Below are 12,417 nucleotides of genomic sequence, written 5' to 3'. Positions count from 1 at the left end.
CCATGCAAAGAAAAGTAAATCTGCTGCTCCTGGTGCTCGGCTTGGCAGGTGCGGGAGCGGGCTTCGTCCTGGGCGAGCTGCTGCTTGGTGTATTCGGGGAGGAATGGCCGCGCTCCATCCTGATCGGAGCATACTTCGGGGTAGTTGCCTTAACCATCGGGCTCGGCTGTCTGATCGCCGAGCTGATCCAGCCCCAGCTGAGCGGCTCCTCCTGGCGGCAGCGATATACTGACCTGTCCTGGAAGCTGCTGTTGCCAGCGACGCTGGTGCTGCTGTTCCTTGGCGGCAGCCTGTTCCAGCTCCTATATGGACTGCATCTGGGCGGCGAGCGGCAAGTCAAGGACTATGTCCTGATGATCGACAACTCCGGCAGCATGCTGGAGACCGATCCTACGGATGAGCGGTTCGCCGCCGCCCGCGATCTGGTCGAACGGATGCGGGACGACAGCCGGGTCGCCGTCGTCGTCTTCACCGACCAGGCGCAGGTGATCCAGCCGTTTACCCGGGTGGACCGGCAGGTCGAGAAGGATGAGATCTACGCCGCTATCGACGGGCTGCAGACGGCTGACGGCGGCACCGACTTCGCGGCGGCGCTCGATGAGACGCTGCGGCTGATCGATACACGCTCCAATCCGGGGAACGGCACGATGGCGATCCTGCTCTCCGACGGGCAGAGCGACGCGGATATCCAGAGCCAGCTGGACCGTCTCGTGAGCCAGGAGATCGTCCTCCATACGATCGGACTTGGACTCGATGACGACGACGGCGCGGCGGCGCTCGCCTCGATCGCAGAGGTTACCGGCGGCTCCTATCATGATGTGCGGGAAACGGACGAGCTCTCATTGATCTATCAGAGTCTGTATGATGAGTCGGTCGAGGACCGGACGCTCGTCACCGATCGACATGGACCATCGGCAGACAGCGCCTTCTACCAATGGTTCCGCATCCTGGCTATCGCGGCACTCGCGGCGTTGATCGGCGTGGGGATGGGCATCTTTTTCGACAACCGTTACCTGGCCCGCAGCTTCGGCATCGGCGGCGCGGTCGGCGGGCTGATCGCAGGCTGGCTGCTGGAGGCCAACCTCTCCGGCACCGGCTTCACCGACGGCCTGACTCGACTCGCAGCGCTGCTGGTGATCGCCTTCTTCATCGGCCTCTTCCCGCTGGTCGTGCCGGTGCGCGAGAACAATCGCGGCCAGAGCTCCGGCAGCAAGGCCAGACGGGCGGCTTACACCGGTCGCGCACCGGATGACGAGGACCGCCCGGTGCGCGACCGCAGGCACCGGGGATTCTAATTCGTCCCCGTAAAGTAGAGTTTATGTCCGAAGCGTCATCTGATACTTTGCGGAGATCCTAGCAACATGAAATATAACGATGGACGCACCTAAACGGAGGGACGACGCATGCGATTCGAGCAGGCACAGCCGGACTCACCCATCATCACCCAGCTTACCCGCACGATCCAGGACGACCGCTGTACGCTGCGATGGCTATGGCCGACAGGCATAGACGCCGTCTATATCGGCCGCTCCCCGGAGCTGCTGCGCGGCGCGGCGCCTGAGCGCAGCGGACTCAAGCTGTATACACGCTCGGAGTATAAAGCCAACCATGGCTACACTTTCCGCTTAGAGGGCGTCGGCTCCTCCGTCTATACCGTCTATGCCTGTCCGGAGAGCGGCAGCGATCCGCTGCTGCTCCTGCAGCCAGGCGGAGAGAATAGTATCGCCGTCAGCGCCGGACGGGCTAGGATCCGCTATGGGATCCGTTACAAGAACAGCTGGCTGGGCAAGCACAAGACTGTCCAGATTACAGTTGCGCCCGAGGTGCCGATCGGCGAGGATGTATTGTGTTATGTGAAGAAACAGGGCGGCCCCCCAACCAGCATCGAAGACGGCATCCGCTACCCGTTTATCACGCCGTTCGCCGCCGGCAGGAATGTGCTGCCGCCGATCGAGATCGGCAAGCAGGAGCACATCCGGCTCTTCTTCACGGACCGCCAGACGTACGGCACGCTTTACGAGCTGATCGCGGAGTAGGGACCGGCTGTCTACAGCCGCCGCCACCGCGATCGACCATGCCGAGCAGTCACACGGGCTTACTGAACCATTGCCAGCGTCGCCCATCCCCCTCTAACTCTAGTGGATGACGCCGCGGCGTAAATAACTGCCAAACGGCAGTTGTTACGAGCCTCGGTGGGCGTTACTCTACCAGTATGGGGCCCAAGTAACTTTTTGCACCTGGATGCGCTCGTCAGCCCAACTTGGCAGGATTCAAGTAACATTTTGCACCTGGATGGGCTCGCCGACCCGTTTGGGTTCATCGGCCCGGGCCTGATACGGCTCGTGACAACACTTAAAGGAGGAGAGCGACGTGGGATTTTTCGACCTGTTTAAGCGAAAACCGGAGCCTGAGCCGGAACCGCCCTTTTACGATATCGTCTGCCCGTTTTGCTTTGGCAAATTCTCGCCGGACGATGTCGTATTCCGGGCGACCCACTACCGTGAGGATGACGAAGACTACGCCCTGGGCGAGGATGAGGAGTTGAACCGGTACCGCGAGCGGTTCGGTCTGGACTCGGTCCACGATATCGAAGCGGTGCTGCATCCCCATGAGGTGCCGGAGGAGCGCCGTATCTATTCGGATGAGGTGCTGATCGGCCTAAATGACCGCTACGGCGAAGTGACGCGGCGGCGTCTCTGTCCGAAGTGCCACAACGAGCTGCCCGTCACGGCCGGCAAGGTGCCCAGCAACATCATCTCGATCATCGGCGCTTCCCAGGTAGGCAAGTCCGTCTACATGACCTCCCTCATCCATACGCTGCAGCATACGACGGCCGACCACTTCAACGCCGCCTGCATGCCGCTGACGACCGAGATCAGCCGCAAGTTCCGGACGTTCTATGAAGAGCCGCTCTTCGAGCGGGGCGATCTGCTCGCCTCCACGCAGAAGGAGAAGATGCAGGAGCCGTTCATCTTCCAGTTCGTCTTCCGCGACGAGCGCAAGCCGCCGCTGACGCTGGTCTTCTTCGATGTCGCCGGCGAGGGCATGGTGGAGCAGGATTACCTGAGCCTGCATGGCCAGCATATCAAAAACTCCGCCGGCATCCTGCTGCTCGTCGACCCGCTGCAGATCCGCTCGATCCGCGACCGCATCCGCATCCAACTGGGCGATACGCCAGGCGAGATGGCGCCGCAGTACGATGAGCCGCGCGATGTCGTCCTGAGTCTGTTTGGCGACTTTATCGCCTATCAGGACAATAGCAAGACGGACATTCCGACCGCGGTCGTCCTGACCAAGAGCGATATGCTGCATGCACTCAAAGACGAAGAGGGCGAGTATATCAAGTCCAACAGCAACATTTTCAACAATATGGTGCACCGGGACTACTTTAACCTCAATGAATTCGAGAACATCGACGGCGAGATCCGCCGATTCATCGAGAAGGTCGACCGGCCGTTCAAGGGAACCATGGATGTGTATTTTAAGGATACCGCCTATTACGCAGTCTCCGCGCTTGGCAGCAATCCGGTCGACCAGAAGATGCAGACGGTAGTCCAGCCGATCCGGGTCGATGAGCCGTTCATCTGGCTGCTCTACAAGCTGAACTACATCGAGGGGAGACGAGTCTAGTGCCACTACCTACCCCCGCCAGAATCCAGCAGCAGATGTATACCCGGGAACGCCGCGGCGTGTTCCGCTCTACTGAGGGCTATGACACGATCGCGCTATCGGCTGGTCTGGACAGTCAACTGGTCAAAAAACAACTCCATCCGTACTGTGTCTACGATGCTCCAGCTGAGCTGGCGGGACGCGGCGAGAAGGATCAGGCCGCCTATCCCGAGACGATGCACGCCTTGCGTCTGGAGGGCGGCGATCTGCTGCTGGGACGCAGCGTCTACCAACCGACGGATTTTACCGGTCTGCGCAGCACCTTCTTCACGCATAACTACGTCATTCCCGGCGAGCAGTTGGAGGATCACGCGGTGCAGGCGCCGAGCTGGCTGCATGCCGACTTCCAAGACAGCTACGCCATCGAGCAAGGCACCGAACTGCCGGTGCTGGAGCAGCTGCCCTTGCGGGCGCCGGCGCTCCCGGATGCGCCGGGTGCCAGCAAGGCGGCCCTTCAGCAGATGGGCATCGACGAGAAGCGTTTCAAGCAGTTGCTCTTCGCGGTGATGACAGCCGTCGGCGGCGGCAAAAAGAAAGTGTACGCGGCCCTGGATGTGCCCATCCAGGAGCTGCCCCTGCGCGCCCGCCAACTGCTGCAGCTCATCTACGCAGCCCTGCCGGCGGCATTCCAGCGGCAGCTCGGCTTCATCACTTACGCCAAGGAGCCGCAGAGCCGCAAGTCTGTGCATCTGACCTTCGTTGAGAAGGGCAGTCTGCGCCCGGGAGATCGCGCGCTGGAGCGCGAGTTCGTGTTTGACCTGCCGCATGACCGGATCGTCAATGTGAACTACGAAGGCAAGGACCAGGCGTTTCTGGACCTCGCCTGGGAGCATCTCGAGCAGCCGGAGCTGGCGCGAAGCTTCGCCGAATTCTGTGAGCGGATGCTGGCGGATATGGAGCCTGAGCATCATCTGTCGATGGCCGATTACCATCAGCTGGCCCTGCTGTTCAGCGTCAGCGAAGGCGACCAGGCCGTCTACCAGGCCAATCGTCTGGCGGTGCTGCGCAGCGCCCTCAGCTATCTGAAGCCGGCGGAAGCGATGCCGCGAAAGCCGCAGCTGGTCCAGCTCATGGGCGCGCGCTTCCAGGAGGAGCTCAGTGCGCTGCAGGCCGGCCGTCTGCCGGAGCCGGCAGTGGTCCAGGTGTTTGGCGATTTCTATGCAGCGGGCGGCACTGCCATCGAGGCTCAGCTCGTCCGCTACTTCCTGCTCGCCATCCAGGCCTCGTCCAGAGAGAAGAAGCTGGAGGAGGCGGCCGCTTATTATCGGGCGCTCGAGCAGCAACCCAAGCTTGCGGAGGCTTTCTTCCATAAGGTGCTGTCCGATGAACGTCTGGCAGAGCAGCTATTCGAGCCCTATCTGCAGGGCAAGCTCAAGGAAGCGGGGCAGATCCGCGAGATTACCCAGCTTACGCTGCTCTGGCTGACTCGGCACACCCAACTGCTCTCCTCTGCCGTATTCTCAATGCTGGTGCGGACGAGGCTCGCCGAGCTATTGGCCAAAGACCGGCAGCCGCTGACAGCGGCCGCCAAAGCCTTCGAAGCACTGGCCAAGTTTGCCGACGAGGCAAAGGTGTCTCTGCCGCAGGTCGAAGAAGCGGAGCTGTCAGAGCTGGTTCAACAGTTCGAGATGACCGTCTATCGCACGATGCTGACCGAGCTGTCCTGGGAGACCCTGACACGGGAGCAGCTCGCTCAGGCGGAGTTCCTCAAAGATACCGACCGAGTCGAGCGTTGGAACGAGCGGCTGGACAGACGGCAGCAATCGTCTGCTGCCGTTCTGCTAGCCGCACAACGCTGGTTTGTCCGGCCCAAGGCGGATTATCGCGTATTTGACGGACTGGAGCCGGCTGAGATCGACCGTGTCCAACAGCTGGGACGGCGCTGGCTCGCCGGCCAGGTAGAACCTTCGCAGTTCGGCCGGATTACGCTGGCCTTCTGCAACAGCTCCGATGTCGAAGTGATCGACTATCCTGCGCTGATCGAATTCCTGCGTCAGCACGCCAAGAATCCGGAGACCTTATACGAGTTCTTCCAATGGTCCGAGGAGCATCCTGCCTACATGCGCCCGCGCGGCTTCGTGCCTGCTTATGCCGCTGCCGTGCTGGCTTACTTCCGGGCGCATGACCGGGACGCCTTCAAGAGCCGGGCCCGCAGGCGCAGCTATTACGACGGAGCTGGCCCGGCCCTGAAGGCCATCTATGCACAGGCCAGGGCCGAGCAGTCCTCGCCCTTGGGCAAGTTGCTGCGCGGCAAGCGCGGCATGCTGCTGCTCTCCTCGCTCGTGACGATCGGGGCGGTGCTCGTGGTGCTAAGCTTCGTCAATCCGTTCTCGGACAAACCTGAGGTGGCGGAAACTCCGGGCACTGGCGGACCGCAGGATGAATCGCCGCTGCCGGGAGATACCGGATCATCAGATGCGGAATGGCCAGCGACGCTGGTGTACGCCGACCAGCCTGGAGACGATCAGCCTGTCGCCATGACCGAGCTGAAGCTTTTCTTTAGCGTACCTGCAGCCTGTGCGGAGCTTGAAGCGGAGGACCCCGGCACCTTCGTCATTGAGACGCCGGACGGTGAGGAGCATGCCTTTCGCAACATGAGCTTTGACGCCGCATGCGGAGGAAGCTCAGCTCCAGATCGTTCTGGCATGGAGGAGGGCAGCGCGCCCAGCTTCGACCCAGAAGCGTCCACTGACGATGCTCCGGACCGTCCAGTCTCGACTGATAACGCCACGGATGGCGGTGCCTTGGTCGATGCTGAGACACCCGATGCCGCCGGGACGGGAGCGGGAAGCACATCCGATAACAGCACGATCTCGACCGAGACCAATGGTGGAGGCGTAAGCGGCAGCACGGGCACGGAAGGTACGAACAGTACGCTTCCAGAGGCGGAAGACGCGACACTGGATCAGATCTATCCTGCCCGCATCGTCATCAGTCTGGGCGAACGGCTCGACCTTCCCGAGGGCAGTATCGTCCGCTTTGATACCCTGTCTTACGAGCTATCTGCGGCACCTGAGCAGGAGGGACCGGCTTCAGTCGAGCCCTAGAACGATTCCGCACCTCTCCGGCACTTTTTCACCACACTTCTAGACACCTGTATATTCAATCCACCCTATTTCCATCCTTGCATCTTTGATGGTGAAGGGTGGTTTTTTTCAAATAAAAGTGGATATGATTGTCTTACCTACAATTGCCGCTCACTCCTTCACCAAAAGTCCGATAATCCCCCTGACCGGCGCTTGCGGCCTGCCTAGCTTCTCGGTCGACGTGTCGTCGATTGCAAGCGCGAGCTTCACAAAAGTCGTTATCTGCTCATACATGAAGTCGGGATTCAGCTTGTCCAGACCGCCAGCCTCGCCTGTTGCACACAGATAATCCGGCGCCGGAATCAGGGAGACCGTCGGGATACCTGCCCTATACAGCGGCTGCCCTTCGCCAAAATAAATGGTGCTCTTCGGCCGCAGCGTGATGCTTCTGACCTTCGTCCGTCTCTCAAGCGACTGCATATACAGCTCGTCCATCACTTTGTTCCCAGTATAGACCAGTTCCATCTCCAGCTGTCCTGTAGCGCCATATGCCCGATCTGACCCCTCCTCGCGATCCTTCCACTCCAGACAGCCCAGGTGCTCCAACGTCAGTCCGGCCACCGCCTTGGCATGCCCATCCTTGCCGTCCCACAGCTCGGGGTGATCGTGAAGCCAGCGGGTTGTCGCTTGGCCGTGAATACCGAATTGCGGAATTTGGAAATGTCCGGTCACAAATACAAACACCATGGTGCGTCTCCGCTCCCCAAGCGGCAGCGCAGTGAAATATCGGGCCATCGCCAGCATGCCGACAGCCCCATTCTCCTCGCAGGCATTGGGACCGTCCGTATGGGTGTTGATGATGACGCTCTCCTGCTCATTAGTTCCGGGCAGCACTGCAAAAAGTGTATCGCTCTCTGCCCCCTCCTCCCTGTCTGCCGTCAGCAGCAACCTCGCCCGCGCACCTTGCTTGGCCAGATCCTTCAGCCTGCTGCCTGCCGTCTTGCCTACCCACAGCGCCGGGCATTGCTGAGGCCCTGTCGTAAAGGGCAAGTACTGCCCCCGAGCATTGGCCTCTGACAGACCGCTCCAGACGCAAATGACGCCCAGCACACCGGCCGCAGCTGCCTGCTCCAGCTTGGGCCCCCGCAATACGGAGCTGACAACCGCGTTGCTCAGCAGACGGGGAATGCGCACGTCCGGGGGACTGGAGCTTCGCCGTTTGCAAAACAGGGCCGATGGCAACTGCGGGCCCTGAATCTCGACGACGGCTATTTTGCCCGCTGCCTCGCGGAACTTCCCCGGTCCCTTCCCGCAGTACACCAACTCAGCGGTGACCCCCTCCTTAGGCGTGCTCCCCGAATAGGGATAATAGAACGACATCGGCAGCTCCTCTTCCCTGCCGTCCTCGCCGACCACTGTCAGCGCCCATTGCTTCGCTTCCCATTTCGTGAAGGAGTGACGATCTCTGTGCGTCTGCAATCCCATCTGACGCAGCTCGGCTTCGAGCTCGTCGATCATCTGCCGATGCGCAGCACTTCCGGTCAAGCGCGGCCCATAGCTGTCGAGCTTCTGCTGCCACCTCCACACTTCATCCTGGCTAGGCAGGTTGTCCAGATCAAGCCTTCTGTTCACTTTTCGCCACATCCCCTTCCCTATTCTCCACAACAGACAACACTACTCTTTATACTTATTAACGGAACTCACGGTCATTTAATAAATAAAAAAAACGGCAACACCAAGTACCACTCGGTATTACCGTCCATCTTATACCTAAATCCAAGACTCGATATCCTCGTCGTCGATCTCATCCTCGACCACCGGCTCCGGCTCCGCAGCTGCAACTTCTGCAGCTCCGGCCGCCTGCTCGGCCATCGCCAGCGAGATGTTGCGCTCGCTCGGGATGACCGTCTGCAGGTTGCGGATACGGTTTTGGATGATCTCATTTTCAATGAGGTAACGGATCGAATCCATAAGATTAGTCTGGGCATTGATCCATTCCATGACCGCCGGGTCCTCCGACTTTTTGGTCTTGAGGCTGATATTCTCCCCGGGCAGTTTTTGCTTTTTCATGCTTCCACTCACCTACCGGTCGTCCAGATTAGCGCCAGGCTGGTCCTGCCGGATCACGCCGGCTGTACCGCCTTGTTCTTGAGCGCCTCATAGATCTTGCCCCGCACGAATGCATCCAGGCCCATCGCATTGAGCTGTACCGCATACTCGGCCGGTATGTACAGCAGCTGCATCTCCCGCTCAGCCACCAGCTCAGTCAGCTGCTGATGCAGGACCGAACGCATCAGGATGCTGCCGCCGCCATATACGCAGATGAGATCGATCTCATTGCGCGCCTTGGCCAGCTGACGCTTGACGTTCTGGACGATCTGGCGAACCTGTGTCTCCATCGGGCGCTTCAGCGTCTTGATGGCGCGGGCATGATACTTGTGCTTCGGATTCTTGAGAACGTCGCTGAAGAACTGGCGAGGGCTGTCCGGCAGATGGATCAGACGGTTGAACTCGTCGAGCGCTTCCTCGATCGCATAGCCTGCCCCGTGATGCGTGCCGTAGACGAACTGGCGGAGGAACTTGTTGCCCTCGGTGATCGGATATTCCGTCGAGCCGTCGCCGATATCCACATGGAGGATCCGCTTGTCCTTAAAGTAGCTGCCGTTGAACTTCTTGTCGATCTTATAGGTTTCCGTGAATTCTTTGAAAATATCGCCTTCGCGCCAATTGCCCTCCGCATCCTTCTGGAGCGTGAAGATGACCGGTGTCGCCTCCGGGACGACCTTGGTGAACGGGAACACGATCTTCACCGCTACACGCTGCAAACCGAGATGTACGGTCACATGATGCGTGCCAGAAGTGAAACGCTTCTCGAACTTCGCTGCCGTCTCATCCGAATGCTGGGTCACGGGCAGCGCCGTCGCCATATCGACCTCGACGTCGAGCTGGGCCGGAATCTTTTTCTCCTGCTCATAGCCCTTCTGGACAGCTGCCGCCGCGATCTGGGCCAGCGTGTTGATGACCGGCAGGTCCATGTCGCTCTTCAGATCGATACCGATCTGCAGGTTGTCCAGCACTTCGCCGCTCTCCAGGGCAAACTTGCCGACATAGTACATCCCCGGACGCGCCGACGGCGAGTCGATCGTGACGACCAGCTGCTCGTGAAGATTTTTGATAAAGCTCTCCGGCGGCTGCTCATCGCTCCATGGGATCTCGTCTACCGTGCAGTTGACATTGGGCTGTTGGATCAATTTACCGTCGATGATGAGGTCGTGTTCGCTGTTGCCGTTATCATTACCTACATAGAAATGCAGATTCATCTTGATTCTTCCTCCCGATATCCATAGTAGAAAAAATAGCTTTGGCAATACTTTGCCATATAAAGTGGTGCAGGACAAGCCACTACGGTCCCAAAGCAGATTAATGTTTTCTAACTAATAGTACAACAGTCGACAGGTTCGCACAAATCAAAAGTCGAATCCCCGCAAATCCCGTAAGATAGCTCTGGATCGGCGATCCCGAAGATGATCAAACGCAGCAAAGCGGGGAACATCACCATCGCTGCAAAGTCCTTAAAATGCAAACGATACAGAGTAAGGTGAAACGGCTGGCGGCGTCCTTAAAGGACTGGGAACAGCTTGCTCTCCGAACTGAAAGCTGAGGGAAAAGGTGCGTTGCAGCTCAGCGAACGACCGACTCCGACGCTCTAAGGGAAGAAAAGTGCGTTACAGCTCTGCGGACGGTCGATTCCGACGCTCTAAGGGAAAAAAGGTGCGTTGCAGCTCTGCGGACGGTCGTTTCCGACGCTCTAAGGGAAGAAAAGTGCGTTGCAGCTCTGCGGGCGGCCGATTCCGACGCTCTAAGGGAAAAAAGGTGCGTTGCAGCTCTGCGGACTATTAAGCCCCCTAATCAAGTTGGTAGAGCTGACAGGTACGATTCAATCGCTTAGCGGCAATGCGGGGGCATCTTCAACCCCAGTTCCGTCCCGCAATTTGAAAGAGACCGTCGCAGCCAGCCAAGCGGCAGCGGACGGTCTCCAGTCATGGGAATTTCCTTTAGTTATCAGATCGCGTATCGCGTATCAAATAGAAGCCTGCAAAACGCGGCAGCGTTAACCGCCAATTTCCTGTCGGAACTCATCCATCTGCCGCTGCAGCTCGGCCAGTACCTTGTCATAGCCCGCTGTCTTCAACTTGGCGCGGAACTCCTCGACCGCCTTGCCCGGATCCCCAGCCTTGCCAAAGGCAATCGCTGGACCGAGCTGACCGGTCACCTGTGTGATTGCCGTCAACTCAGCGTCTACCGGTGTCTTGTCAAAGACAAACCGGCCATACGGGTACGGCTTGCTGATCTGGTCATATTCATCATACAGCGTGTCGATTCGGTCCCAGTTTGCATCGCTTGGAATCTCGAACTTGTCGACGCGGCCGCCCCAGAAGTTGGAATAGAACTCGTCTCTCGATTGATTGTAGCCCTCGGGCAAGGTGCGCTTGCCGTCTACGATATTGTATTGCACGCCTTCAATGCCGTAGTTGATCAAGTGATAGATCTGCTCGTCGTTGCGGATCAGATCATAAGCCATGAGCGCGCGCTCCGGATTTTTGCTGTGCGCCCCAATGGAAGTGCCCCCATGCGTGATCGCCAGATCCAGCAGGTTGCCGCGTGTGCGCGAGAACGGGAACATCTGCAGTTCGGATCCTGGCAGCTCCCGGTCCATCGTCACGCGCAGACCGGAGAAGGTCTGGGTATGATGCTGGTCTATGGCCGTCAGGCCGGCGCGCAGCGCGACGCGGGTATCATTTTTATTATTCAGCACATCTTCCCGCCAGAAGCCGCGGTCTGCCCAATCCTTCATCATCGTCGCATAGTCTACGTACGTGTCATCGAAGACCGGGCTGACGACGGTGAATTTCTCGTCATACGACTTCGTATTGAATACTGGCAGATAGCCTGTGGAGATGGGGAGCTCCAGATAATCTGTATAGGAGGAGACATAGCCGCCAAAGGTGCTCACTTGCGCTTGGACATCCCAAGGAATGACATCCGGCTTATTGTCTTTCACATACTGCAGATAGTCTTCAATGCCCTTCCAGTCCTTGATCGGCTCGGTGATCCCGGCCTCCTGCGCCCAATCGCCGCGATAGAAGAAGCCGTGGTTCACCCACTGGGTATAATCGTTCTCCGGAATCAGCACAATCTGTCCCTTATACTTGCTTTCTTCCCAATCCTCTGCGGGAATCGATTCGTAGGTCATCGGAGCATACGTGGGGAGCAGGTCGTCCAGGGGCAGGAATGCGCCGCGCTGGGCGTTGCCCCAGGTATCCAGCCAAGTGGTGGCAATCGTGATCAGATCGAGCGACTCACCCGAAGCCAGCAGCAGATTATACTTGGTCTGCCAGTCCGCCCACTCGACCCATTTCCACTCCAGTTCAGCATTGATTTTCTCTTTCATGATTTTGTTCACTTCAGCGAGTGCATTATCGAAGTGGCCGTTGGTCGGCTTGTTGCCCAGGATAACGTAATTGATCTTAACAAACTTGGATGTGTCTACGCCCTGCTCGCCTTCGGATGTACTCGTATTGCCGCCGGTCGACCCGGTGTTGCCTCCCGTGCCGGTGCCGGTACCGCCGCTGCCTGCATTGTTGCCTGAACAGGCCGCGATGGTGAAGGTCATGGCAATCGTCGTCAGCAAGGCAAGCGTCTTTTTGAATGTGGACATGTG

Annotated in this window: 8 protein-coding genes; 4 read left to right on the top strand and 4 right to left on the bottom strand. The window is 58.9% G+C overall.

Going from position 1 to position 12,417, the window contains the following annotated elements; all coding sequences use genetic code 11:
- Window positions 1-2: 2 nt before the first annotated feature.
- The 4 genes from ABC336_RS16630 to ABC336_RS16615 all read left to right on the top strand — a co-directional run bounded on the left by ABC336_RS16630 (window position 3) and on the right by ABC336_RS16615 (window position 6,716).
- On the top strand, window positions 3-1,295 hold the full coding sequence (locus ABC336_RS16630) for a vWA domain-containing protein (protein WP_413239693.1): 1,293 nt from the start codon (window positions 3-5) through the stop codon (window positions 1,293-1,295).
- A gap of 108 nt (window positions 1,296-1,403) precedes the next feature.
- Window positions 1,404-2,036, top strand: coding sequence for a beta-mannanase (locus ABC336_RS16625; protein WP_413239692.1), 633 nt, complete (start codon window positions 1,404-1,406; stop codon window positions 2,034-2,036).
- Between the two features lie 334 nt (window positions 2,037-2,370).
- Window positions 2,371-3,630: a TRAFAC clade GTPase domain-containing protein gene (locus ABC336_RS16620; protein WP_413239691.1), complete on the top strand. Its 1,260-nt coding sequence runs from the start codon at window positions 2,371-2,373 to the stop codon at window positions 3,628-3,630.
- Window positions 3,630-6,716 (top strand): GAP1-N2 domain-containing protein, encoded by a 3,087-nt coding sequence (locus tag ABC336_RS16615; RefSeq protein ID WP_413239690.1) that lies wholly within the window; start codon window positions 3,630-3,632, stop codon window positions 6,714-6,716. Before ABC336_RS16620 ends, ABC336_RS16615 begins: the two co-directional genes overlap by 1 nt.
- Window positions 6,717-6,866: 150 nt before the next feature.
- Here the strand turns inward: ABC336_RS16615 and ABC336_RS16610 are convergent, their stop codons facing one another.
- From ABC336_RS16610 to ABC336_RS16595, 4 genes are all read right to left on the bottom strand, one after another.
- Window positions 6,867-8,327 (bottom strand): hypothetical protein, encoded by a 1,461-nt coding sequence (locus ABC336_RS16610; RefSeq protein WP_413239689.1) that lies wholly within the window; start codon window positions 8,325-8,327, stop codon window positions 6,867-6,869.
- Between the two features lie 138 nt (window positions 8,328-8,465).
- A complete protein-coding gene (locus tag ABC336_RS16605) occupies window positions 8,466-8,765 on the bottom strand; it encodes a hypothetical protein (RefSeq protein ID WP_413239688.1) in 300 nt (99 codons plus the stop codon).
- A gap of 53 nt (window positions 8,766-8,818) precedes the next feature.
- On the bottom strand, window positions 8,819-10,015 hold the full coding sequence (locus ABC336_RS16600; protein WP_413239687.1) for a hypothetical protein: 1,197 nt from the start codon (window positions 10,013-10,015) through the stop codon (window positions 8,819-8,821).
- A 791-nt stretch (window positions 10,016-10,806) separates the two neighbouring features.
- The gene (locus ABC336_RS16595; protein ID WP_413239686.1) at window positions 10,807-12,414 is read right to left on the bottom strand and encodes an ABC transporter substrate-binding protein; all 1,608 of its coding nucleotides are present in this window, start codon (window positions 12,412-12,414) and stop codon (window positions 10,807-10,809) included.
- Window positions 12,415-12,417 lie beyond the last annotated feature (3 nt).

Origin of the sequence: Paenibacillus jepli, from assembly GCF_047238105.1 — a bacterium.
Classification (GTDB): domain Bacteria; phylum Bacillota; class Bacilli; order Paenibacillales; family Paenibacillaceae; genus Paenibacillus_D.
Note: the sequence above shows the minus strand (reverse complement) of the source record. Positions and strands in the feature narration are given on the sequence as shown.

What these genes read in the sequence shown, in the direction of transcription:
- ABC336_RS16595 (WP_413239686.1), bottom strand. Translation starts at nt 12,414, where the DNA reads ATGTCCACATTCAAAAAGACGCTTGCCTTGCTGACGACGATTGCCATG.
- ABC336_RS16600 (WP_413239687.1), bottom strand. Translation starts at nt 10,015, where the DNA reads ATGAATCTGCATTTCTATGTAGGTAATGATAACGGCAACAGCGAACAC.
- ABC336_RS16630 (WP_413239693.1), top strand. Translation starts at nt 3, where the DNA reads ATGCAAAGAAAAGTAAATCTGCTGCTCCTGGTGCTCGGCTTGGCAGGT.
- ABC336_RS16625 (WP_413239692.1), top strand. Translation starts at nt 1,404, where the DNA reads ATGCGATTCGAGCAGGCACAGCCGGACTCACCCATCATCACCCAGCTT.
- ABC336_RS16605 (WP_413239688.1), bottom strand. Translation starts at nt 8,765, where the DNA reads ATGAAAAAGCAAAAACTGCCCGGGGAGAATATCAGCCTCAAGACCAAA.